The sequence below is a fragment of the Ideonella flava genome, from assembly GCF_051857595.1.
Lineage (GTDB): Bacteria > Pseudomonadota > Gammaproteobacteria > Burkholderiales > Burkholderiaceae_C > Ideonella.
Genome location: NZ_JBPZHD010000001.1, coordinates 46,436 through 68,787, shown reverse-complemented (window position 1 = coordinate 68,787; position 22,352 = coordinate 46,436). Strand labels below are relative to the sequence as shown.

Below are 22,352 nucleotides of genomic sequence, written 5' to 3'. Positions count from 1 at the left end.
GGGGCCGGCCGCGTTCACGCCTTGAACGGGTCGCGTTCGCGCAACTCGTCCAGGTAGGCGGCCACCCCCTGGCCCTCGCGGGCGAGGAAGTCCTCGACGGCGCGGGCGAACTGCGGATGGGCCAGCCAGTGCGCCGAGCGCGTCGGTGTGGGCGTCAGGCCCCGGGCCATCTTGTGCTCGCCCTGGGCGCCTCCTTCGAAGCACTGATAGCGCTGGGTGATGCACCACTGCAGCGGCTGGTAATAGCAGGCCTCGAAGTGCAGCAGCGGCACGGGCTCGGTCGCGCCCCAGTAGCGGCCCCAGGCCCAGCCGCGGCTCGCATCGATGGCGACCAGAGACGCCGCGATCGGCTGGCCCGCCCGCTGGGCGATGAACATCAGCCAATGGTCCGGCAGTTCGGCCGCGACGCGCTTGAAGAACGCCAGGTTCAGGTAGGGCGCGGATCCGTGGGCGCGGTAGGTGAGGGTGTAGCAGCGGTGAAAGAACCGCCAGTCGGCTTCGCTGATCTCTCGTCCGGCCCGTGCCTCGAAGGTGATGCCCGCCTCGGCCACCCGTCGGCGCTCCTGCTGGATCTTCTTGCGCTTGTCGCGCTGCAGCGCCGAAAGGAAGTCGGCGAAATCCGCGTAGGGCTCGCCTTCGCGATTGCGCCAGTGGAACTGCACGCCGTGGCGGATCATCCAGCCTTCAGCCTCGGCCGCCTCGAAGTCAGCCTCGTTGCCGAAGAGCAGGTGGGCGGATGACAGCTCGGTCTGCACGGCCAGGCTCTTGAGCGCCCGCAGCAGCACACGGCGGTCTGCATCGCTGCGGGCGAGCAGTCGCGGCCCGGGGACCGGCGTGAACGGCACGGCGGCCAGCAGCTTGGGGTAGTAGACGAGGCCGTGCCGCTGGTAGGCATCTGCCCAGGCCCAGTCGAACACGTACTCGCCATACGAGTGCGATTTCAGGTACGCGGCCACGGCGCCGTCCAGGCGTCCCTCGCGATGCAGGGTGACGAAGGCCGGTGCCCATCCTTCGTCCGGCGCTGCGCATCCGGTGTCGTGAAGAGCGCGCAGAAACTCCAGGCGCAGGAAGGGCAGAGGCTGGTCCTGGCTGGACAGCAGTTCGTTCCACGCCGAGGCGTCGATATCGTCCAGGTCGCCATGGACCCGGATGACATAATTTGTCGCTCCGCTTTCGAGATCGCTCATGCGCAGCCCGGACACCGCATCAGGCACCGTCGTGGTGGCCCTGGCCCAGATCAACGCGACGGTGGGCGATTTGTCCGGCAACGCGAGCCGGATCGCTGCCGCCGCGCGCGAAGCGCATGCGCAAGGCGCGCGCCTCGTGCTGGCACCCGAACTGGCCCTGTGCGGCTACCCGCCGGAAGACCTGCTGCTGCGACCCGCCTTCATGCGGGCCTGCGACGCACAGCTTTCGGCCTTGGCCATCGAGTTGGCGGATTGCGAGGGGCTGCATCTGGTCGTCGGGCATCCGATGGCGTGGGAAGAAGCGGTCGATGTTAGGTCCAAGTCCTATGCCGCATTGCCGCGCAGGTTCAATGCCGCTTCGGTGCTTGCTGGCGGCCAGGTTGTCGCCTCTTACTGCAAGCGCGAGTTGCCCAACTACCAGGTTTTCGACGAGCGGCGCTACTTCGCCTCCGGGCGCGATGCCGGCCGCGACCCCTTGGTGTTCGAGGTGCAAGGTCTGCGCTTCGGCATCCTGATCTGCGAGGACGCCTGGTTCGACGAAGCGCCCGAAGCGGCCTGTGCGGCTGGCGCCGATGTGCTGTGCGTCCTCAATGCCTCCCCATTCCACCTGGACAAGCACGAGGAGCGCGAAGAGCGCATGGCCCAGCGAGCGCGAGCGTGCGGGCGGCCTTTGCTGTATTCGCATCTGGTCGGCGGCCAGGACGAAGTCGTGTTCGACGGGGCCTCCTTTGCCGTGGATGCGCAGGGCTGCGTGAAGGCGAGGGCGCCGATGTTCGAGGCGGCGACGTTGATGGTCGAGCTCGGTGCCGATGGCGTCGTCGGCGGGTCTGTGGCTGCCGTTCCGGATGCCGAGGGCCAGGCTTGGGCCGCGCTTGTGACCGGCGTGCGGGACTACGTCGGCAAGAACGGCTTCCCGGGCGCCATCATCGGCTTGTCGGGAGGCATCGATTCAGCGCTGGTGCTGGCGGTGGCAGTCGATGCGCTGGGGGCCGACAAAGTGCGGTGCGTGATGATGCCCTCGCCCTACACGGCCGACATCTCGTGGCTGGACGCCCGGGACATGGTGGCCCGGCTCGGCGTGCGCTACGACGAGATCGGCATCACACCGATGTTCGAGGCCTTCCGCGCCGCGCTGGCGACGCAGTTCACCGGCCTGGCCGAAGACGCCACCGAAGAGAACATCCAGGCCCGCGTGCGGGGCACGCTGCTGATGGCCTTGTCCAACAAGACCGGCGCGATCGTGCTGACCACCGGCAACAAGAGCGAGATGGCGACCGGCTACTGCACGCTCTACGGCGACATGGCCGGCGGCTTCGCGGTGATCAAGGACGTGGCCAAGACGCTGGTCTACCGCCTGGCCGACTGGAAGAACCGGCAGCCCACCCCCCGCGCCGACGGCACCGTGGGCCCGGTGATCCCCGAGCGCATCATCACGCGGCCGCCTTCGGCCGAGCTGCGGCCCGATCAGAAGGACCAGGACAGCCTGCCTGCCTACGACGTCCTGGACGCCATCCTGGCCCGCTACATGGAGGATGACCAGGGAATAGAGGAGATCGTGGCGGCCGGCTACTCCCGGGCGGACGTCGAGCGGGTGACGCGGCTCATCAAGATCAACGAGTACAAGCGTCGCCAGGCGCCGGTCGGCATCCGGATCACCCACCGGGCCTTCGGACGCGACTGGCGGTATCCGATCACGTCGAAGTTCCGTGCTTAAATCGAGTCGAGCCTCTCACTGTTGACTGACCCAACGGAGCCCGCCATGAAGCAGATCACCGCCATCATCAAGCCCTTCAAGCTCGAGGAAGTGCGCGAGGCCCTGGCCGAGGTGGGGGTCTCCGGCCTGACGGTGACGGAAGTGAAGGGATTCGGCCGCCAGAAGGGACACACCGAGCTGTACCGGGGCGCCGAATACGTGGTCGATTTCCTGCCCAAGGTGAAAGTCGAAGTGGTGGTCCGCGATGACGACGTGGAGCGCTCGATCGAGGCCATCGTGAAGGCGGCCAAGACCGGCAAGATCGGCGACGGCAAGATCTTCGTCACGGCCGTCGAGCAGGTGGTGCGCATTCGCACCGGCGAGACGGACGAGGCAGCTGTCTAGATCCGGCTGAAATCTTCGACGCCGCCGGCACCGACCGCTTCGGCGGCCAGGCGATCCAGCAGGTCGGCCGCGTCGGCCGAAACTGTCAGCATCCGCTGCTGCTCGTCATCGACGAAGCCGGCATCCCGCGTGTGGTTCATGAAGGTCAGCAGCGGGTCGTAGAAGCCGCCGACATTGAGCAGACCGATGGGCTGGTCGTGGTACCCGAGATGGCGCCAGGTCCACACTTCGAACAACTCCTCCAGCGTGCCGATGCCGCCAGGCAGCGCGACGAAGGCGTCTGCCAGCTCGGCCATCACCTTTTTGCGCTCGTGCATCGTCTGCACTACATGCAGTTCGGTCAGACCTCGATGGCCGACTTCGCGGTTCATCAAACGCTCGGGGATGACTCCGACGACATGGCCGCCGACCTCGAGCGCCGCGTCCGCTGTCGCTCCCATCAGGCCTACGTTGCCCCCGCCATAGACGAGTCGCCAGCCACGGGAGGCAATCGCCTCGCCCAGCGCCCGAGCCGCTGACAAGAACGCCGGCGAGTCGCCAAAGCGCGAGCCGCAGTAGACGCAGACAGAAAACGGCTTGTTGCTCATCAGCCCGATTCTGACAGGGCGCCGGACACCTGCTCAGGCGTGCACGGGCTTCCTGTCCGCCCGGGAGTCCACCAGCCGGGTCCCGCAGACCATGTCGTGCCAGAACTGTCGCTCCGGACTCAACCGGGACAGGGCTGCATAGGCGAGCACGCCGGTCGTCACGATGCCGAACAAGCTCCCACCGCTCTTGAGGCCCGAAAGATGGGCAATCAGCAGTGCCGGCGCAAACCACAGCCAGCTCAACACGTAGCGCATCAGAGCGCGCCGCATGGACACGGGGCCACCAGTGACGCTGGTGAGGCGAATGTGCCAGGCCTTCATGGCCACGGTCTGCCCACCGTGGGACCAGAACCAGCCGAAGTACAGGCCCAGCACGAAAAAGAGGAAAACCTGCAGCCCCAGAGTGCCCTGTGCATCCGGGTCTCGCAGGCCTGTCGATGCGGAATAAGCGATGGCGGCGATCATCAGCACCCCAAACAGCAACACGCCCTCGTAGACAAAGGCTGCGAGCCGACGCAGGAGCGTCGGCGCCGGCAGGGCGTCAAGGCCCTGGGCCAGCGGGGCCCCACTCACTGCGGCTTGGACGCAGTGGACCCCTGCGCCGGCCCCCCCGGCCTGGCCGGTTTCTGGGACGTGCCCGCTGCCTGCGGACCGCTCTTGGGCAGCAGCGTGGTCTTGTCGACCAGCTTGGGCGTGGCCGCGATCTTGGGCTGGCCCGGCTGCTGGTGCGGCGGCGGCTTGGGCGTGGCAGTCACCAGGGTCGTCGTCGCCCCGGGATTGCCCTGCACGACGGTCGGTGCCACCGGCTTGAGCGGGGGGACCACAGCGCGGTTAGGAGCGACGATGTTGGACTTCGGCAACTGGGCATCCACCGGTGCCCGGCGCAAGGCCTGGGCCGGGCTGGAGGGCGCGGTGTTGACCGGCGGCCGGGCGCGGGCGGCGAGCGCGGCACGTTCCTCGGGCGAAAGCGCCTGATAGGCCTCCCACCGAGCTTGGCGATCCTCCGGCGGCAATTGCTTGGACTGCTGATAGTTGACGCGGGCTTCGGTGCGCTGCGAAGGGGACAGCCGCGCCCATTCGGTCATGCGTTCGCGCACCCGCTCCTGGCGCTCAGGCTTCATCGAGCCGAAGCGCGATGCCACCTCGAGCCACTTCTGCTTGCGCCCGGTGTCCAGGCTGTTCCAGTCGTTCTTCAAGGGCGCCAGGGCAGTCTGCTGGTCCGGCGAGAGCTCTGTCCAGGCCGGGCCGCCGGCCGGACCCTGCGCCGCGGCAAGCACAGGCCAGCTCAGCGCAACGCTCAGGCACGCAGCGGCGAGCGGGAACCCTCGGATCACTGCGCGTCTTCTTTCAGGAATTCAACAAAGCCGGCGTCGCTGTAGGCGTCAGGCGGCAGTTCATCGGCCAGCAGATTGACGTCCACGTCAGCGGCGGCTTCGATCTGGGCGCGATCGTGCCACTCGTCTATCAGCACCATTCCGGCGACCAAGACGACCAGCGGCATCACCGAGGCAAAGCGAAACAGCCAACTCGGCAGGCGGCCGAGCACGGCGCTGCGACCATTGCCGACCACGGTGTCCGTGCCTGCCGTCGACAGCCGGGAAGATCGCGCGCTCGCCAACGCCTGCTCGCGCGCGACACGCAAGCGCTCCGAGATGTCATGCGGAGTTCGGGCCGCCTGCTCGTTCAGCAGGGCCCCCAGGCGGAGCCCGAAGCGGGCCTCCAGGCGCTCGGCTTCGGCCGCCTGGCGGTTGACAGTGCTGTTCATGGCGAGATTCCCTTGGCTCTGAGCGATTTCGCCAGGGCATGCACTGCACGCGAGCAATGCGTCTTCACGCTGCCCTCGGAGCAACCCATGACCGTGGCTGTCTCTGCAACATCCAGTTCCTCCCAGTAACGAAGCAGGAAGGCCTCTCGTTGACGGCCAGGAAGCAGGGCGATTTCCTTTTCGATCAGAAGCAATATCTGTTCCCGTCCGACCGTGTCTGCGGCACTCTCGGAGCCGAGCGAGCCCTCCACCGTGGTGAGCAGTTCCAGGAGGTCGAAGTCGCCGTCGTCGTCCCCAGTGTCGAAGTCGGACAGGTTCTGGATGACCGCGTTGCGCACCTTCTGGCGCCGGAACCAGTCCATCGTCGCGTTCGACATGATGCGTTGGAACACCAGCGGCAGCTCCGCTGCCGGGCGGTCGGCGTACTTCTGGGCCAGGCGGATCATCGAGTCCTGGACGATGTCCAGCGCAGCGTCATCGTCACGCACGGCATAGACCGTTCGCTTGAATGCGCGCTTCTCGACGCTCTTGAGGAAATCGGTGAGTTCTTTATCGGTGGCCAAGGCGGACGTCAGGAGGCCGCAGCCCCTGCGAAATCGGCGGCGATTATGTCATTCGCCCCACAAAAACCGTCGGCCTCGGACAACAGTGCAATAATGCTGCTTCGCACAATTTGCGAACTCGTCGTTCAGGCCGGCCCGACCACGGGCTACAGGCATTTTTGTAACGCGCAGGTTCCAAATCCGCCCCACAAGGGCGAGAGGAGGGGCACCGATGGTTTTTCGTCAGAGAAATTCACAAAGGTTCGAAATGGACATGTCTGCCGCGGAAGTCAAGCGTGCCGCTTCGGCACAACCGCATCCCTCTTCATCCTCCCAGGAGCCGAACGGCTCCGAGATCCTCGTTCGCTGTCTTCAGGCCGAAGGCGTGAAGTACCTGTGGGGCTACCCAGGTGGCGCGGTTCTCTACATCTACGACGCGCTGTACAAGCAGGAAAGCATCCAGCACGTGCTGGTGCGCCACGAGCAGGCGGCGATCCATGCAGCGGACGGCTATGCCCGCGCCACCGGAGACGTCGGCGTTGCGCTGGTCACTTCCGGCCCGGGTGTCACGAACGCGGTGACCGGCATTGCGACGGCCTACATGGATTCGATCCCGATGGTGATCATCACCGGGCAGGTCCCCACGCCGGCCATCGGCCTGGACGCCTTCCAGGAGTGCGACACCGTCGGCATCACCCGACCGATCGTCAAGCACAACTTCCTGGTCAAGGACGTTCGCGAGCTGGCGACGACCATCAAGAAGGCTTTCCACATCGCGAGCACCGGCCGGCCGGGCCCCGTCGTGGTGGACATCCCCAAGGATGTCTCGCTGAAGACGGCGCCGTTCCACTACCCCGAGCGCGTCGAGATGCGCTCGTACAACCCGGTAAAGAAGGGCCATGGCGGTCAGATCCGCAAGGCCGCCCAGCTGCTGCTGGGCGCCAAGCGGCCCTACATCTACACCGGCGGCGGCGTGGTGCTGGGCAACGCGGCGGCCGAGCTTCGCGAACTGGCGGATCTGCTGGGGTTCCCCTGCACCAATACCCTCATGGGACTGGGCGCCATCTCGGCGAGCGATCCCAAGTTCCTCGGCATGCTGGGCATGCACGGCACCTACGAAGCCAACATGACGATGCAGCACTGCGACGTGCTGCTGGCCGTGGGTGCGCGCTTCGACGACCGGGTGATCGGCAACCCGAAGCATTTCGCCTCGGTGGAGCGAAAGATCATCCACATCGACATCGATCCGTCGTCGATCTCGAAGCGGGTCAAGGTGGACATTCCCATCGTTGGCGACGTGAAGGACGTGCTGCAGGAGCTGATCGCCCACCTCAAGGAGTCGACCGCCAAACCCGAGAAGGACGCGATCAATGCCTGGTGGAGCCAGATCAACGACTGGCGCAAGAAGGAGTGCCTCGCCTACCGCAAGAGCGACGAGGTCATCAAGCCGCAGCAGGTCATCGAGACGCTGTGGCAGCTGACCCGCAATCGGGACACTTACATCACCTCGGATGTCGGCCAGCACCAGATGTGGGCCGCGCAGTTCTACGGCTTTGCCGAGCCGCGCCGCTGGATCAACTCCGGCGGCCTGGGCACCATGGGCGTGGGGCTGCCTTACGCGATGGGCATCAAGCTCGCCAAGCCGGATTCGGACGTCTTCTGCATCACCGGCGAAGGCTCGATCCAGATGTGCATCCAGGAGCTGTCCACCTGCCAGCAGTACAAGACGCCGGTCAAGATCATCTCCTTGAACAACCGGTACCTCGGCATGGTCCGGCAGTGGCAGGAGCTGGACTACGGTGGCCGCTACTCGCACAGCTACATGGACGCGCTGCCCGACTTCGTCAAGCTGGCCGAAGCCTATGGCCACGTCGGCATCAAGATCGAGAAGCCTTCCGAGGTGGAGCCGGCGCTCAAGGAGCTGATCCGCCTGAAGGACCGTACCGTCTTCCTCGACGTGCGCACCGACCCGACCGAAAACGTCTGGCCGATGGTGCAGGCGGGCAAGGGCATCAGCGAGATGCTGCTGGGGTCCGAGGACCTGTGACGGCGTGAAGGCTGGCTGCTCCCGCGCGGTTACCGCGGTGCGGGAAAGGCGGCCGGATCGTCAGAACAGCCTCTGGCCATTCATTTTCCGTTCGACTTGAGGGCGTGGCCAAGCGCCGGCGGTTACCGCCGCCGGCCGTGAAGAGCGCGCCAGGAGTTCACCCATGAAACACATCATCGCCGTGCTGCTCGAGAACGAGCCCGGCGCCTTGTCACGCGTGGTGGCGCTGTTTTCCGCCCGCGGCTACAACATCGAAAGCCTCACGGTCGCGCCTACCGAGGACGCCTCGCTGTCCCGGATGACCATCGTCACCACCGGCTCGGACGAAGTGATCGAGCAGATCACCAAGCACCTGAACCGCCTGGTCGACGTGGTCAAGGTGGTCGACCTGACCGAAGGCCAGTTCACCGAGCGCGAACTCATGCTCATCAAGGTGCGTGCCGTCGGCAAGGAGCGCGAAGAGATGAAGCGCATGGCCGACATCTTCCGCGGCCGCATCATCGACGTGACCGAAAAGAGCTACACCGTCGAGCTCACCGGCGATGCCGGCAAGCTGGACGCCTTCATCGAGGCCATCGACCGCGCCGCCATCCTCGAGACGGTGCGCACAGGCACCAGCGGCATCGGCCGCGGTGAACGAATCCTCCGGGTCTGATGCCCGATTCCCAAGAACCCATTTCCCCCGCCAGCCAGAGAGAAACATCATGAAGGTCTACTACGACAAGGACGCCGATCTCAGCCTCATCAAGGGCAAGAACGTCACGATCATCGGCTATGGCTCACAAGGCCACGCGCATGCCCAGAACCTGAACGACAGCGGGGTCAAGGTGACCGTCGGCCTGCGCCGCGGTGGCGCGTCGTGGGGCAAGGTCGAGAAGGCGGGCCTGAAGGTGGCTGAGGTGGCCGAGGCTGTGAAGGGCGCAGACGTCGTCATGATCCTGCTGCCCGACGAGCAGATCGCCGAGGTCTACAAGAAGGAGGTCGAGCCGAACATTCGCGAAGGCGCCTCGCTGGCCTTCGCGCACGGCTTCAACGTGCACTACGGCCAGGTCCAGCCGCGCGATGACCTGGATGTCTGGATGGTGGCACCCAAGGCTCCCGGCCACACCGTGCGCAACACCTACACGCAAGGTGGCGGTGTGCCGCACCTGATCGCTGTGCATGCCGACAAGAGCGGCAAGGCGCGCGACCTGGCCCTGAGCTACGCCGCGGCCAATGGCGGCGGCAAGGCAGGCATCATCGAGACCAACTTCCGCGAAGAGACCGAGACCGACCTCTTCGGCGAGCAGGCCGTGCTGTGCGGTGGCACCGTCGAGCTGATCAAGGCGGGCTTTGATACGCTGGTGGAAGCCGGCTATGCCCCCGAGATGGCCTACTTCGAGTGCCTGCACGAGCTGAAGCTGATCGTCGACCTGATCTACGAAGGCGGCATCGCGAACATGAACTACTCGATCTCGAACAATGCCGAGTACGGCGAGTACGTGACCGGGCCGCGCGTGGTGACCGACGAGACCCGCAAGGCCATGAAGCAGTGCCTGAAGGACATCCAGACCGGCGAGTACGCCAAGAGCTTCATCCTGGAGAACCGTGCCGGCGCACCGACCCTGATTTCGCGTCGCCGCCTCACCGCCGAGCATCCCATCGAGGTCGTGGGCGAGAAGCTGCGCGCCATGATGCCCTGGATCAAGGCCAACAAGCTGGTCGACAAGAGCCGCAACTGATGCCGATGCCCTTGCGGGCATCGCAATTGCCGCATCGAGGCCGCCCCCTTTCGGGGCGGCCTTTTTCATCCAGCTACTGGGTTATGCTCCCCGCCCATGCCTGAACCGGACCTCTCGCCGCCCGACGTTGCCGTGGCCTTGCCCGACGACGACGCCGAATTCCACGAGCCGCGCCGCCCGCGTCGCAGAGGCATCTACATCCTGCCGAACCTGTTCACCCTAGCGGCCTTGTTCGGAGGCTTCTACGCCATCGTCATGGCGATGAACGGCCGCTTCGAACTGGCGGCCTACGGCATCTTCACCGCGGCCTTGCTGGACAGCCTTGACGGGCGCGTGGCGCGCATGACGAATACCCAGAGCGCATTCGGCGAGCAGATGGACAGCCTGTCGGACATGGTCAGCTTCGGCGCGGCGCCGGCGCTGATCGTCTATGAGTGGGCGCTCAAGGGTCTGGCCAAGGCGGGCTGGATCGCCGCATTCGTGTATTGCGCCTGCGCCGCCTTGCGGCTGGCCCGCTTCAACACCAACATCGGAATCGTCGACAAGCGCTTCTTCCAGGGCTTGCCGAGCCCGGCCGCCGCGGCGCTGGTGATCGGATTCATCTGGGTGATGGACGACGCCGGCTTCAAGGGTGTCAGCACGCTTCCGGCGCTGGCCTGGGGTGCCTTTGCGCTGACCCTGTATGCCGGGCTGACGATGGTCACCAACGTGCCCTTCTACAGCTTCAAGGACGTGAGCTTCAAGCGCACCGTGCCGTTCATCGTGATCGTGGCCATCGCACTTGGCATCGCACTGATCAACATCCATCCACCGATGGTCCTGTTCGGCGTTTTCTGTGCCTACGGCCTGTCGGGCTATGCGGTGTACGTCTATCGCAAGGTCAAGGGCAAGCCCGTCAGCGTGATCGCCACCTCGACCGACGAGCCAGACGAGCGCGGCCTGCATTGAGCGAGGGTGCTGTCGATTCGCCGCGTTGGCATGCTATATTGAGTCCATGATCCGTCTTTCGATCGCTGTTGCCTCGCTACTAGGAGCGCCTTGGGCTCGCTGATCGAACACGTCCGTCACCACCTGTAGGTTTCTCTCCGATCAACGGCCCGCCTTGCGCAAGCAGCGGGCCGTTTTTGTTTTCTTCTCCAACTTCGAGACTGCCATGGCCGACAAGCTCATCATCTTCGATACCACCTTGCGTGACGGCGAGCAATCGCCGGGCGCCTCGATGACCAAGGACGAGAAGCTGCGCATCGCACGCCAGCTCGAGCGGCTGCGAGTCGACGTGATCGAGGCGGGCTTTGCGGCATCGTCCAGCGGTGACTTCGAAGCCGTGAAGTCCATCGCCACCCACATCAGGGAGTCGACGGTGTGCTCTCTGGCGCGCGCGAACGACAGGGACATTTCGCGAGCCGCCGAGGCGCTGGCCGGCGCGGCCCGTGGTCGGATCCACACCTTCATCGCCACCAGCCCGCTTCACATGGAGAAGAAGCTGCGGATGACGCCTGATCAGGTGTTCGAGCAGGCCAGACTGGCCGTGCGGTTCGCACGCAATCTCTGCGGCGACATCGAGTTCTCGCCGGAAGACGGCTACCGCTCCGAGCCGGAGTTTCTGTGTCGAGTGATCGAAGCGGTCATCGCCGAGGGGGCGACGACGATCAACCTGCCCGACACCGTCGGATATGCCATTCCGGAGTTGTACGGGAACTTCATCAAACACTTGCGCGAACGGATCCCCAATTCGGACAAGGCCATCTGGTCGGTTCACTGTCACAACGACCTGGGCATGGCAGTGGCCAACTCGCTGGCCGGAGTGAAGATCGGTGGAGCGCGGCAGGTCGAATGCACCATCAACGGCCTGGGCGAGCGCGCGGGCAATTGTTCGCTCGAAGAGGTGGTGATGGCGGTGAAGACGCGCCGTGACCATTTCGGCCTCGACATCGGCATCGACACCACGCAGATCGTGGCGGCATCTCGCATGGTCAGCCAGACCACCGGGTTCGTGGTGCAACCCAACAAGGCGGTGGTGGGTGCCAATGCCTTCGCACATGCCAGTGGCATCCACCAGGACGGCGTGCTGAAGGCGCGGGATACGTACGAGATCATGAGGGCGGAAGACGTGGGCTGGTCCGCCAACAAGATCGTGCTGGGCAAGCTGTCGGGCCGAAACGCGTTCAAGCAGCGGCTGCAGGAGCTTGGCGTCGAGATGGAATCCGAAGCGGAGATCAATGCTGCCTTCGCGCGATTCAAGGACCTGGCGGATCGCAAGAGCGAGATCTTCGACGAGGACATCATCGCGCTCGTGGGCGACGAGAGCGTGAGCCAGGACCAGGAGCACTACCGGTTCGTGGCGCTGTCACAGCGCTCGGAGACCGGCGAACGGCCTCACGCGCGAGTCGCGTTCGCCATGGGCAGCGAGGAGCAGGTGGCCGAGAGCGACGGCAATGGCCCTGTGGACGCCAGTCTGAAGGCCATCGAGTCCAAAGTCCAAAGTGGTGCGGAAATGTTGCTGTATTCGGTCAATGCGATCACCTCCGGCAGCACAGAATCGCAAGGCGAGGTCACCGTTCGACTGCAGCATGGGGGTCGGGTGGTCAATGGCGTGGGCAGCGATCCGGACATCGTCGTCGCTTCCGCCAAGGCGTACCTCGCAGCGCTGAACAAGCTGCACGCCAAGGGCGAGCGGGTGGCGGCCCAGGGGTAAACCTCCGCGGCCCGTCGGCCGTTTCGGTTCGAGTCGAGTGAGCCCTACGGCGCACTTGAGGAAAGGCATGCAAGCTTTTGATCTTGCATGTCTTTTTTGTTTCAAATAGACTCGGCGCACCGAAAAGGCAGCTGTAGAAATGCTCACGATCAGAAACTCACGCCGCTGGCTGGGCATGTTGGGCCTGGCCATCGGTCTGCTAGGCGGCACGATGGCGGCTGATGCTGCCACTAGCCGTCAGAACGCCGTTTCGAAGCGGCCGACTGCCTCGAGCACACGCGCCAAGGCGGTGGTTGCGCCGCGCAGCACCAAGACCGTCGCGCCGCGCCGCTCCGTCGTCCGGGTTGAGCCCGTCCACCAGTCCTTTGGCAGTCTCGCCGGCCTGCACGACACCGAAGATCCTCTCGATCTCAAATCCAGCGTTGCCTTCGTGCTGGACCAGGACACCAACGAAGTCCTGCTCAACAAGAACTCCAAGGCGGTCCTGCCGATCGCCTCCATCACCAAGCTGATGACGGGCCTGCTGATCAGCGAGGCCAACTTGCCGATGGATGAGGTGTTGACCATCACGCAAGATGATGTCGACACGGAAAAGGGCAGTTCATCGCGCCTGGCCGTGGGAACCAAGTTGTCGCGTGGCGAATTGCTGCACCTGGCCCTGATGTCGTCGGAGAACCGGGCCGCCAGCGCCCTGGGCCGGAATTACCCGGGGGGTCTCTCCAGTTTCGTCGCGGCGATGAACGCCAAGGCGAAGCTGCTGGGCATGAACGACACCCGCTATGTCGAGCCCACCGGCCTGTCGAGTCAGAATCAGTCCAGCGCGCGTGATCTGGCGCTTCTGGTCAGGGTGGCCCACGAGGTCCCGCTGCTACGCGAATTGACCACGTCACCGGAGCATCAGGTGGCGGTGGGCTCGCGGCAGTTGCAGTACCACACCACCAATCGCCTGGTGCTCAATCCCGCCTGGGACATAGGCCTGCAGAAGACGGGCTACATCAACGAAGCCGGCCAATGCCTGGTCATGCAGGCCCAACTGGCCGGCCGCAAGCTGATCATGGTTCTGCTCGATTCGGCCGGCAAGTATTCCCGCATCGGTGATGCGGAGCGGATTCGCAAGTGGCTGATGAACAATCCCACGCCTGCTGGCGCGGCGGGCGGGGCGACCACCACGACGACGATTGGCCCCGCATCCAATATCGCGGTCCACGCCCAGCCGGCAGGCTGACCAGGCTTGACGTCCCTAACAAGCGGCACCTTCGGGTGCCGTTTGCGTTTTGGGCAGATCAGGTCCGGTGGCCCAGGGCGGTGGAGATTTGCGCGGCCGTGGACTTGACGCGCTCCAGCCAGGACTCCTCGAGCCGGTCGGCGGGGGCCGAGATGGACAGTCCGGCGACCAGCTTGCCCTGGTCGTCGAAGATGCCGGCGGCCATGCAGCGCACGCCGAGTTCGAGTTCTTCGTTGTCTCGCGCAGCTGCCAGCCTGCGGACCGAGGCCAGTTCGCGCTCGAGCGACGGCAGGTCGGTCAGGCTGTTGCGTGTATGGCCGGCCAGACCCGTCCGTGTCGCATAGGCGCGCACGCGTTGCGGATCGTCGTGGGCCAGGAAAAGCTTGCCCACCGACGTGAGGTGCAGCGGCGCGCGCCCCCCTACGGCGCGCACGACCTGCATCCCCGAGCGTTCGCTGTACGTTCGCTCGATGTAGACGATTTCGTCGCCCTGGCGCACCGACAGGTTGACCGGCTGGTGCGTCAGCTTGTGAAGGTCGCGCATCGGGCCCAGCGCGGCGTCGCGCACGTCGAGACGGGCCTTGACGAGATTGCCAAGCTCCAGCAATCGCATGCCCAGCCGATAGCTGCCGGCTTCCGGCCGGTCGACGAGGCGACCCGACGCGAGGTCATTGAGGATGCGGTGGGCGGTGGAGGGGTGAAGGCCGGTGCTTTCGCTCAATTCCTTGAGCGAGACCGGGTCCTGGTGCGATGCGAGCACATCGAGCAGGCCGAATGCCCGCGCGAGCACCTGGATGCTGGGAGACGAATTGTCTTTTCGGGTCATGCGCTGATTTTGCATGGCGAAAATAGCCACGTCCATCCGAAATGTCACGGTCCTTGTATCGCTGCCGCCATCAAGCCGCAGCGTGAAGCCCATCGGCCGCGGCCAAGCCCGATCGAACTGCACCCTCCAGCGTCGCGGGATACGGGCCTTCGACATGGTCGCCGGCCACGCGAACGCGAGGGTGAACCGCGGCGGGGGAGCGTTTCAGGTCGGGCGAGCAGGCAAACGTGGCGCGTTTCTCCGTGCGGCTGGCCACCCATCGAACCGGACCATGTTCGCGGGCCGGAAAGGCCTGCGCCCATTGCTGCAGCAAAGCCGTTCGCGTGGCATCCGTCCCGGCCTCGACCCAGGCGGCGGCACCGCTGACGACCAGGGCGAACAGACCTGCCGGCCCGCCAAGAGCGCCAAGGTCAAAGGCGAACTGCGCCGGACGCCATGCATCCGCACGCAGGGCCATCATGGGTCGGGCCCATCGGGCCTGCGGTGCCTCGACCCACGCGGTGATGATGGGCTGATAGCGGATTGCCGCGACGTCCCGGCTCCAATCGGGTGCAGCCGGCGCAAGAAGGCGTGCAGCCTCACTCGCGGAGGCGGCCACGATCGCCTGGTCAAAGGCCTGCTCGTCCACCAGAACGCAAGATTCCGTGGCCTGCAGGCGCATGACACGCTGCCCGCAAACCACCTGGGCGCCCCGGTCCTGCAGCCATCGTGCGGCCGCCCTGGGCAGCAGATCGTCCAGAGGAGCACGAGGGAGCAACAAGTCCGCCGCGCCGCGAGCCCCGAACAGGGCGTCGCGCATGACGGTCAAAAGCACTTGACCGCTGGCCTGCCCGGCCGGGGTGTTGAGGGCGGCCACGCACAACGGTTCGATCAGCTCGCCGTAGGCGCGGGCAGGGCAGTCCCGCGCCAGCTGGGCCACCGTCATCGACGGTGAGCATCGAAAGCCGTTCAACCGCCAGCGCAGAGCCAAGGCGAGGAGGCCAATCCGATCGCGCCAAGGCAGGGCGGTCCAGCCGAGGACGCCTCGGACAAATGCCGTCACCGGGGCCCCCGACGGCAGGCGCAGGCCGTCCCCTTCGGGGTAGACGATGGCCAAAGGCTGGCGGTACAAAACCGCATCCGTGTCCACACCCACCTGACGCATCAAGGCCAAGGTGTCTCGATAGGCGCCCACGAGGATGTGCTGCCCGTTGTCGAGCGAGCGCCCTGAATGCTCGACCGAGCGGGCCCTCCCGCCGAGGTGGGCGGCCATCTCCATCAGCGTCACGCGGTGGCCGTGCTCAGTAGCGCGGACGGCAGCGGCCAGTCCGGCCCAGCCGCCGCCGATGACGGCGATTCGCCTGGGGCCCGACCTACCGTCCGACGACATGCGTGCGGGCCGCGATCCAGAGCTTTCGCAAGGGCGTAAGCGCGATGCGCTGGTGCAGCACCTGGAAGCCGCCCTTCTCGATCTCCCGCAGGAGGGCTCGATAGATATTGGCCATCATGAGGCCGGGCTTCTGCGCGACGCGGTCGGCCGGCGGCAGCAGGGCCAGCGCTTCCTCGTAGGTCTTGTGAGCGCGCTCTGCCTGGAAGCGCATCAAGGCCTGGAACCGGTCGCCATAGCCCCAGGGGGACTCGCGCTTGAGCAGTTCATGGGCCTTCACGTCGAACTGCTGCAATTCGCTGATCGGCAGGTAGATCCGGCCTCGCCTGGCGTCCTCGCCCACGTCGCGAATGATGTTGGTCAGCTGCATGGCCAAGCCCAGCTTGTGCGCGTAGGCGATCGTCTGCTCGTGCTGGCGGCCAAAGATGTTGCAGGCGACCTCGCCGACGACGCCGGCGACCAGGTGGCAATAGTTCGCCAGCGTGCGGAAGTCGAGGAAGCGGTTCTGGACGAGATCGGTCTCGCAGCCCTCGATCACGGCCTCGAGGTGTCGTGCTTCGATGGCGTAGGTGGCGGCCAGCGGCATCAGGGCCTGCATGACGGGATGGGTCGGCCGCCCCGCGTAGGCCTGCGCCACCTCGCTGCGCCACCAGGCCAGCTTGGTCCGCGCCACCTGCGGGTCGTGCACCTCGTCGACGACATCGTCGACTTCGCGGCAGAAGGCGTAGAAGGCCGTGATCGCTGCGCGCCGCTCGGGCGGCAGGAACATGAATGCGTAATAGAAGGACGAGCCGCTGCCGGCGGCCTTGTCCTGCACGTATTGGGCCGGCGTCCCGGCAACGGGAACGCTCACCGGGCGCCTCCCGGCATGGCGAAGAGTGCACGCCATAGCAGGCGTGGGGCGTCGCGGCGGCTGAGCGCCGGGCGTTGCGACAGGGTGGCGTGATCCATCTCGGCGATTTTCTCAAGAATGCGCAGGCCGCCTTGGACGACGAGCCGCAGTTCCCAGCCGATGCGCCCTGGCAGTTCACGCGCCAGCGGTGCGCCTTCGCGCATCAGGTCACCGGCCCATTGGCACAGCTCACGGACCAGGCCCTTTTCCGCCGGCGTGGCCGGGCCTGCCCGCAATTGGCTGGCGTGCAGGCCGTGGCGGGAGGCGTCCGCTTGCGGGACGTAGCAGCGACCTCGAGGCAAGTCGACGCTCAGGTCCTGCCAGAAATTGATCAGCTGCAGGGCGCTGCAGATGGCATCGCTGCGGGCCAGGGCTCGTTCGTCCCGGATGCCATAGAGGTGCAGCAGCAGCCGGCCGATGGGATCGGCCGAGCGGCGGCAATAGGCCAGCAGTGCCTGGCGATCGGGGTAGAGCGGGTTGCCCGTGTCCTGGACGAAGGCGTCGATGAGATCGTCCAGCAGGCGGACGGGCAGGGCGTGGTCGCGGATGGCCGTTGCCAGCGGTTCGAAGACGGCAGCCCAGCGCGACCCGGGCGCCCGGCCCGTAGCCACCCGGGCAAGTTCGGCACGGTATTCCGCGAGGTCGGCACGCCGCTGGGCCTCGGGCGCCGATCCCTCGTCCGCGATGTCGTCCGCGACGCGGGCGAACCAGTAGATCGCGGTGATGGGCGGCCGCAGCCGGGCGGGGCAGAGCCAGGAGGCGACCGGGAAGTTCTCGTAGTGCTCGACGGACATGAAGAGGATCGCGGACCGCGGGGCGCGGATTGTGCCCGCGACGGGCATTGACGAGGCTCAAGACGCCCACTATATTACTGACCGGTCAGTCATTAATATTTTCCTCTCACGGGTGCGCCTCGAGTCGCGAGCCCAGATAGCGAGTCCTCCATGAAGAAGCTCCTGCTCATCAGCGCTGCCGTCGGTCTGGCCTTCCTCGGCCTGGCTGGATGCGCCAAGAAGGATGCCGCGCCGGACCCGGTTCGCGCCGTGCGCACCGCCACCGTCAGCGGCAGCCAGAGCGTGGCTTCGCACGAATACGCGGCAGAGATTCGCGCCCGGACGGAGTCGCGCCTGGGCTTCCGGGTGGGCGGAAAGATCCAGAGCCGGGCGGTGAACGTGGGCGATGCGGTGAAGTCAGGGCAGGTCCTGGCCCAGCTTGATCCGCAGGACTTGCGACTGGGGCAGGAGGCGGCACGTGCCGCCGTCGCAGCCGCCCAGAGCAACTTCGACCAGCTTTCGGCCGACTACAAGCGCTTCAAGGAATTGCGCGACCAGGGATTCATCGGTGCCGCGGACCTCGATCGCCGCGAGGCGGCAGTGAAGACTGCGCGGGCCCAGCTCGACCAGGCCAAGGCCCAGGCGGCGGTTCAGGGCAATCAGGCGACCTATGCCTCGCTCGCAGCCGACGCCCCCGGCGTCGTGACCGCCGTCGAGGCGGAGCCGGGTCAGGTGGTGGGCGCGGGTACGCCGGTGGTGCGCCTGGCCCATGACGGCCCGCGCGACGCCGTGTTCTCGGTACCCGAGGACCGGATTGGCGCACTGCGCCAGTTGCTGAACCAGAGCGGTGCCGTCACGCTGGTGCCCTGGGGCGCAGGCGAGCCGGTGAAGGCAACCATCCGTGAAGTGGCCGCCGCAGCGGATCCGGCCACTCGCACTTTCCTGGTCAAGGCCGACGTGGGCAAAGCCCCGGTTCGCCTCGGCCAGACCGCCAACATCCGCATCGAGAGCAAGCCGGTCGACGGTGTCATCAGATTGCCGCTGACAGCGGTCGCCGAGGCGAAGGGGCAGACGGTGGTCTGGCTCTTCGACCGAAGCGCCATGACGGTGCGAACCCAGCCCGTGACCGTGGCCGGCGCGGACGGCAACACGGTGGTCATCGCCCAGGGCATCAAGCCGGGCGACGAGGTGGTCATCGCCGGGGCTCATGCGCTGACGCCGGGGCAGAAGGTCAAGCCCTTCGTCGAGCCCGTGGCGGACGCGGGCAAGGTCATCCCGACCTCTGCTTCTGCCCCCACCGCGGCCTCGCTGGCCTCACGCTGACGCCGCCACGCGAACCACAACGAGAACAACCATGAGCGAATCCAAAGGCTCGCGTTTCAACGTCTCACGCTGGGCACTGGAGCACGCACCACTGACCCGCTACCTCATGGTGGTGCTCATGGTGCTGGGCCTGTTCGCCTACTTCCAGCTGGGGCAGGACGAGGACCCTCCGTTCACCTTCCGCGCCATGGTGGTCCAGGTCTTCTGGCCTGGCGCGTCCGCCCAGCAGGTGGCTGAGCAGGTGACGGACAAGATCGAGCGCACGCTGCAGGAGGTGCCTCACTCCGACATCATCCGCAGCTACACCAAGCCCGGCGAGTCGCTGACCATCCTGCAGTTGAAGGATTCCTCTCCGCCCAAGGAGGTGACCGACGTCTGGTACCAGGTTCGCAAAAAGATCGGTGACATGCGCGGTACCCTGCCGCAGGGCGTCGTCGGGCCCTTTTTCAACGACGAGTTCGGCGACGTGTACGGCTCGATCTACGCCCTGTCGGCCGATGGCTTCTCGACCGAGGAGCTGCGACGCTACGCCGAAGACACGCGTTCGCAGCTGCTGCGCGTGCCCAATGTCGCCAAGGTGGAGCTTTTCGGCGTGCAGGCCGAGAAGCTCTTCGTCGAGGTTTCCCAGAAGCGCCTCGCGCAGCTGGGACTGGACTTCAACCAGGTCATCAGCCAGCTGAATGCGCAAAACGCCGTCGAAGGTGCAGGGACGCTGAATGCGGCCACCCAGAACCTGCAGGTGCGGGTGGCAGGTGCCTTCACTTCGGTCGAGGATCTGCGCCAGCTGCCGATCCGTGCCGTCAACGCGAGCACCGGGCAGGCCAGCTCGCTGCGACTGGGCGACATCGCCGACATCAAGCGCGAGTACGTCGATCCGCCGTCCGTGATGGTGCGTCACCAGGGCCAGCAGGTCATCGCGATGGGCGTTTCCATGGCCAAGGGCGGCGACATCATCGAGCTCGGCAAGGCGCTGAATGCCAAGACGGCGGCGATCAAGAGTCAGCTGCCCGTCGGCGTGGAGCTGTCGCAGATCCAGGACCAGCCCCAGGCCGTCAGCCGCTCGGTCAACGAGTTCGTCGGCGTGCTGATCGAGGCGGTGGTGGTCGTGCTGGCGGTCAGCTTCCTGAGCCTGGGCCTGCACATGCGCCCGCTGCGGGTGGACATCTGGCCCGGCCTGGTGGTCGGCATCACGATCCCGCTGGTGCTGGCGATCACCTTCGTGACGATGTTCTATTGGGGCGTGGGCCTGCACAAGATCTCGCTCGGCTCGCTGATCATCGCGCTCGGCCTGCTGGTGGACGACGCGATCATCGCGGTCGAGATGATGGTGCGCAAGCTCGAGGAGGGCTACGACAAGAAGGCGGCGGCGACCTTTGCCTATGACGTCACTTCGATGCCGATGCTGACCGGCACGCTGATCACGGCGGCCGGCTTCCTGCCCATCGGCATGGCCAAGTCGACCGTCGGCGAGTACACCTTCGCGATCTTCGCCGTCACCTCCGCTGCGTTGGTGATCTCGTGGGTGGTGTCGGTCTACTTCGTCCCGTTCCTGGGCGCCTGGCTGCTCAAGACCCACAAAGGCCACGAGGGAGACTCGCACGACCTGTTCGACACGCCCTTCTACGGGCGGTTTCGCAAGGTCGTCGATTGGTGCGTGGCGCACCGCTGGATCACCATCGCCGCGACGATCGCCATCTTCGTCCTCGGCGTGGCCGGCATGGGCAAGGTCCAGCAGCAGTTCTTCCCCGATTCCAGCCGGCCGGAGCTGCTGGTCGACCTGTGGCTGCCGGAGGGCTCGACCATCCAGGCCAGCGACCAGGTCGCGCGCCGTTTCGAGAAGCGCATCGCGAAGGAGCCCGGGCTTGCCAGCGTGACCGAGTGGGTGGGCAGCGGCGTGCCGCGCTTCTACCTGCCCCTGGACCAGATCTTTCCGCAGTCCAACGTCAGCCAGTTCATCCTGCTGCCGAAGAGCCTGACGGAGCGCGAGGTGCTGCGCAAGAAGCTGCCCGAGCTTCTGGCGACCGAGTTTCCAGAGGTTCGGGGACGCGTCAAGCTGCTGCCCAACGGGCCGCCGGTGCCCTACCCGGTGCAGTTCCGGGTGGTCGGCCAGGACATGGAGGCCGTGCGCCACTGGGCCGACGAAGCCAAGGAGGTCCTGCGCAAGAACCCGAGCATGCGCGGCGTGAACGACAACTGGAACGAGCGGGTCAAATCGCTCAAGCTCGAGATCGACCAGGACAAGGCGCGCGCGTTGGGGGTGACGAGCCAGTCGATCGCACAGGCCTCGCGCGTGATGCTCTCCGGCAACACGATCGGCCAGTTCCGTGAGGCGGACCGGCTGATCGACATCGTCTTGCGCCAGCCGGCCGATGAGCGCAACGCCATCACCGACCTCGGCAACGCCTATGTGCCGACTTCCACCGGACGAGCCATCCCGCTGACGCAGATCGCCCGGATGGGCTTCGGCTGGGAGCCGGGCGTGCTGTGGCGCGAGGGCCGAAAGTACGCCGCCACGGTGCAGGGCGACGTGGTCGATGGCGTCCAGGGTGCGACGGTCACCAACCAGGTCTGGCCGGAAATGCAGCAGCTGAAAGCGCGCATGCCCGACGGCATGGACATCGAGATCGCGGGTGCGGTGGCCGAGAGCTCAAAGGGCCAGGGCTCGATCATCGTGGGGGTACCCATCGCGTTCTTCATCATGCTGACGCTGCTGATGCTGCAGCTGAAGAGCTTCTCGAGATCCGTGCTGGCCTTCCTCACGGGCTTCATGGGGATCGCGGGAGTTTCAGGTGCGTTGCTGGTGCTGAACCGGCCGTTCGGCTTCGTCGCCATGCTCGGTGTGATCGCGCTGTTCGGCATGATCATCCGCAACTCGGTGATCCTGATCGACCAGATCGAACAGGACCGCGAACGGGGCGTGCCCACGTGGACCGCCATCGTGGAGTCGGCGGTGCGCCGGTTCCGCCCCATCGTGCTGACGGCCGCCGCTGCGGTGCTGGCGATGATCCCGCTGTCCCGCAGCGTGTTCTGGGGTCCGATGGCGGTGGCCATCATGGGCGGCCTCATCATCGCCACGGTGCTCACCCTGCTCGCCTTGCCGGCGATGTACGCGGCGGCCTTCCGCGTGCGCCGCGAGCCGGTGGGGCCGGTGTGATTTCGGCAGGCGAGGGTAGCCGATAGGCCAAAACAGGCAGCCGGGGCCGATACAATACGCGGTTTACCGGTTCGCTAAGGGCGGCGAGCGTTCTTCATGGGCGCTTGCGCCACAGGCTTTTTCCAAGCTGGGTCGATGGGGTACGCGGCGT

20 protein-coding genes are annotated in these 22,352 nt (G+C 66.0%); 10 read left to right on the top strand and 10 right to left on the bottom strand.

Annotation, left to right across the window (positions count from 1 at the left end; translation table 11 throughout):
* Positions 1–14: 14 nt before the first annotated feature.
* Positions 15–1,187, bottom strand: a complete 1,173-nt coding sequence (locus ACS5PM_RS00300) for a GNAT family N-acetyltransferase (RefSeq protein ID WP_439384230.1) — start codon at positions 1,185–1,187, stop codon at positions 15–17.
* Between ACS5PM_RS00300 and ACS5PM_RS00295 the strand changes: the two genes are divergently transcribed.
* Together ACS5PM_RS00295 and ACS5PM_RS00290 are read left to right on the top strand one after the other, a co-directional pair.
* On the top strand, positions 1,186–2,901 hold the full coding sequence (locus tag ACS5PM_RS00295; RefSeq protein ID WP_439384228.1) for an NAD+ synthase: 1,716 nt from the start codon (positions 1,186–1,188) through the stop codon (positions 2,899–2,901). The genes ACS5PM_RS00300 and ACS5PM_RS00295 overlap by 2 nt on opposite strands.
* Before the next feature lie 45 nt (positions 2,902–2,946).
* The gene (locus tag ACS5PM_RS00290) at positions 2,947–3,285 is read left to right on the top strand and encodes a P-II family nitrogen regulator (RefSeq protein ID WP_439384226.1); all 339 of its coding nucleotides are present in this window, start codon (positions 2,947–2,949) and stop codon (positions 3,283–3,285) included.
* On the opposite strand, the gene ACS5PM_RS00285 is transcribed toward ACS5PM_RS00290, so the two are convergent.
* The 5 genes from ACS5PM_RS00285 to ACS5PM_RS00265 are packed head-to-tail and all read right to left on the bottom strand — an operon-like array spanning position 3,282 to position 6,200.
* Positions 3,282–3,872, bottom strand: coding sequence for an LOG family protein (locus ACS5PM_RS00285; protein WP_439384224.1), 591 nt, complete (start codon positions 3,870–3,872; stop codon positions 3,282–3,284). The two genes, ACS5PM_RS00290 and ACS5PM_RS00285, sit on opposite strands and share 4 nt — an antisense overlap.
* A 33-nt stretch (positions 3,873–3,905) precedes the next feature.
* Positions 3,906–4,445, bottom strand: a complete 540-nt coding sequence (locus tag ACS5PM_RS00280) for an RDD family protein (protein WP_439384222.1) — start codon at positions 4,443–4,445, stop codon at positions 3,906–3,908.
* Positions 4,442–5,206: a DUF3106 domain-containing protein gene (locus ACS5PM_RS00275; RefSeq protein WP_439384220.1), complete on the bottom strand. Its 765-nt coding sequence runs from the start codon at positions 5,204–5,206 to the stop codon at positions 4,442–4,444. Before ACS5PM_RS00275 ends, ACS5PM_RS00280 begins: the two co-directional genes overlap by 4 nt.
* Positions 5,203–5,637: a DUF3619 family protein gene (locus tag ACS5PM_RS00270; protein ID WP_439384218.1), complete on the bottom strand. Its 435-nt coding sequence runs from the start codon at positions 5,635–5,637 to the stop codon at positions 5,203–5,205. The genes ACS5PM_RS00275 and ACS5PM_RS00270 overlap by 4 nt, the downstream gene beginning before the upstream one ends.
* A complete protein-coding gene (locus tag ACS5PM_RS00265) occupies positions 5,634–6,200 on the bottom strand; it encodes an RNA polymerase sigma factor (protein WP_439384216.1) in 567 nt (188 codons plus the stop codon). Before ACS5PM_RS00265 ends, ACS5PM_RS00270 begins: the two co-directional genes overlap by 4 nt.
* A 247-nt stretch (positions 6,201–6,447) precedes the next feature.
* On the opposite strand from ACS5PM_RS00265, the gene ACS5PM_RS00260 reads away from it, so the two are divergent.
* From ACS5PM_RS00260 to pbpG, 6 genes are all read left to right on the top strand, one after another.
* The gene (locus ACS5PM_RS00260) at positions 6,448–8,226 is read left to right on the top strand and encodes an acetolactate synthase 3 catalytic subunit (protein ID WP_439384214.1); all 1,779 of its coding nucleotides are present in this window, start codon (positions 6,448–6,450) and stop codon (positions 8,224–8,226) included.
* Positions 8,227–8,389: 163 nt separating this feature from the next.
* Positions 8,390–8,881 carry an acetolactate synthase small subunit gene (ilvN, locus tag ACS5PM_RS00255; RefSeq protein WP_439384212.1) on the top strand — a complete coding sequence of 164 codons (492 nt, stop codon included), beginning with the start codon at positions 8,390–8,392 and terminating at the stop codon, positions 8,879–8,881.
* 49 nt (positions 8,882–8,930) lie between these two features.
* Positions 8,931–9,947: a ketol-acid reductoisomerase gene (gene ilvC, locus ACS5PM_RS00250; protein ID WP_439384209.1), complete on the top strand. Its 1,017-nt coding sequence runs from the start codon at positions 8,931–8,933 to the stop codon at positions 9,945–9,947.
* A 96-nt stretch (positions 9,948–10,043) separates the two neighbouring features.
* Positions 10,044–10,895, top strand: a complete 852-nt coding sequence (pssA, locus tag ACS5PM_RS00245) for a CDP-diacylglycerol--serine O-phosphatidyltransferase (protein ID WP_439384207.1) — start codon at positions 10,044–10,046, stop codon at positions 10,893–10,895.
* 205 nt (positions 10,896–11,100) lie between these two features.
* On the top strand, positions 11,101–12,642 hold the full coding sequence (locus ACS5PM_RS00240) for a 2-isopropylmalate synthase (protein ID WP_439384205.1): 1,542 nt from the start codon (positions 11,101–11,103) through the stop codon (positions 12,640–12,642).
* Positions 12,643–12,817: 175 nt separating this feature from the next.
* Positions 12,818–13,867, top strand: a complete 1,050-nt coding sequence (gene pbpG, locus ACS5PM_RS00235; RefSeq protein ID WP_439385574.1) for a D-alanyl-D-alanine endopeptidase — start codon at positions 12,818–12,820, stop codon at positions 13,865–13,867.
* A 58-nt stretch (positions 13,868–13,925) separates the two neighbouring features.
* Here the strand turns inward: pbpG and ACS5PM_RS00230 are convergent, their stop codons facing one another.
* The 4 genes from ACS5PM_RS00230 to hpnC form a co-directional block, all read right to left on the bottom strand.
* Complete coding sequence (locus ACS5PM_RS00230) at positions 13,926–14,693, bottom strand: IclR family transcriptional regulator (protein ID WP_439385572.1); 768 nt, start codon at positions 14,691–14,693, stop codon at positions 13,926–13,928.
* A gap of 70 nt (positions 14,694–14,763) precedes the next feature.
* The gene (hpnE, locus tag ACS5PM_RS00225; protein ID WP_439384203.1) at positions 14,764–16,062 is read right to left on the bottom strand and encodes a hydroxysqualene dehydroxylase HpnE; all 1,299 of its coding nucleotides are present in this window, start codon (positions 16,060–16,062) and stop codon (positions 14,764–14,766) included.
* Positions 16,046–16,912, bottom strand: a complete 867-nt coding sequence (gene hpnD / locus ACS5PM_RS00220) for a presqualene diphosphate synthase HpnD (protein ID WP_439384201.1) — start codon at positions 16,910–16,912, stop codon at positions 16,046–16,048. The genes hpnE and hpnD overlap by 17 nt, the downstream gene beginning before the upstream one ends.
* On the bottom strand, positions 16,909–17,745 hold the full coding sequence (gene hpnC / locus ACS5PM_RS00215) for a squalene synthase HpnC (protein WP_439384199.1): 837 nt from the start codon (positions 17,743–17,745) through the stop codon (positions 16,909–16,911). The genes hpnD and hpnC overlap by 4 nt, the downstream gene beginning before the upstream one ends.
* 150 nt (positions 17,746–17,895) lie before the next feature.
* Between hpnC and ACS5PM_RS00210 the strand changes: the two genes are divergently transcribed.
* Both ACS5PM_RS00210 and ACS5PM_RS00205 read left to right on the top strand, forming a co-directional pair.
* Positions 17,896–19,047, top strand: a complete 1,152-nt coding sequence (locus tag ACS5PM_RS00210) for an efflux RND transporter periplasmic adaptor subunit (RefSeq protein ID WP_439384197.1) — start codon at positions 17,896–17,898, stop codon at positions 19,045–19,047.
* A 31-nt stretch (positions 19,048–19,078) separates the two neighbouring features.
* Positions 19,079–22,201, top strand: coding sequence for an efflux RND transporter permease subunit (locus tag ACS5PM_RS00205; protein WP_439384195.1), 3,123 nt, complete (start codon positions 19,079–19,081; stop codon positions 22,199–22,201).
* The last annotated feature ends 151 nt before the right edge of the window (positions 22,202–22,352 follow it).

What these genes read in the sequence shown, in the direction of transcription:
- ilvC (WP_439384209.1), top strand. Translation starts at nt 8,931, where the DNA reads ATGAAGGTCTACTACGACAAGGACGCCGATCTCAGCCTCATCAAGGGC.
- hpnE (WP_439384203.1), bottom strand. Translation starts at nt 16,062, where the DNA reads ATGTCGTCGGACGGTAGGTCGGGCCCCAGGCGAATCGCCGTCATCGGC.
- ACS5PM_RS00260 (WP_439384214.1), top strand. Translation starts at nt 6,448, where the DNA reads ATGGACATGTCTGCCGCGGAAGTCAAGCGTGCCGCTTCGGCACAACCG.
- ACS5PM_RS00300 (WP_439384230.1), bottom strand. Translation starts at nt 1,187, where the DNA reads ATGAGCGATCTCGAAAGCGGAGCGACAAATTATGTCATCCGGGTCCAT.
- ACS5PM_RS00205 (WP_439384195.1), top strand. Translation starts at nt 19,079, where the DNA reads ATGAGCGAATCCAAAGGCTCGCGTTTCAACGTCTCACGCTGGGCACTG.
- pssA (WP_439384207.1), top strand. Translation starts at nt 10,044, where the DNA reads ATGCCTGAACCGGACCTCTCGCCGCCCGACGTTGCCGTGGCCTTGCCC.
- ACS5PM_RS00270 (WP_439384218.1), bottom strand. Translation starts at nt 5,637, where the DNA reads ATGAACAGCACTGTCAACCGCCAGGCGGCCGAAGCCGAGCGCCTGGAG.
- ACS5PM_RS00240 (WP_439384205.1), top strand. Translation starts at nt 11,101, where the DNA reads ATGGCCGACAAGCTCATCATCTTCGATACCACCTTGCGTGACGGCGAG.
- ACS5PM_RS00290 (WP_439384226.1), top strand. Translation starts at nt 2,947, where the DNA reads ATGAAGCAGATCACCGCCATCATCAAGCCCTTCAAGCTCGAGGAAGTG.
- ACS5PM_RS00210 (WP_439384197.1), top strand. Translation starts at nt 17,896, where the DNA reads ATGAAGAAGCTCCTGCTCATCAGCGCTGCCGTCGGTCTGGCCTTCCTC.
- ACS5PM_RS00295 (WP_439384228.1), top strand. Translation starts at nt 1,186, where the DNA reads ATGCGCAGCCCGGACACCGCATCAGGCACCGTCGTGGTGGCCCTGGCC.
- ACS5PM_RS00230 (WP_439385572.1), bottom strand. Translation starts at nt 14,693, where the DNA reads ATGACCCGAAAAGACAATTCGTCTCCCAGCATCCAGGTGCTCGCGCGG.
- pbpG (WP_439385574.1), top strand. Translation starts at nt 12,818, where the DNA reads ATGTTGGGCCTGGCCATCGGTCTGCTAGGCGGCACGATGGCGGCTGAT.
- ilvN (WP_439384212.1), top strand. Translation starts at nt 8,390, where the DNA reads ATGAAACACATCATCGCCGTGCTGCTCGAGAACGAGCCCGGCGCCTTG.
- hpnC (WP_439384199.1), bottom strand. Translation starts at nt 17,745, where the DNA reads ATGTCCGTCGAGCACTACGAGAACTTCCCGGTCGCCTCCTGGCTCTGC.
- ACS5PM_RS00285 (WP_439384224.1), bottom strand. Translation starts at nt 3,872, where the DNA reads ATGAGCAACAAGCCGTTTTCTGTCTGCGTCTACTGCGGCTCGCGCTTT.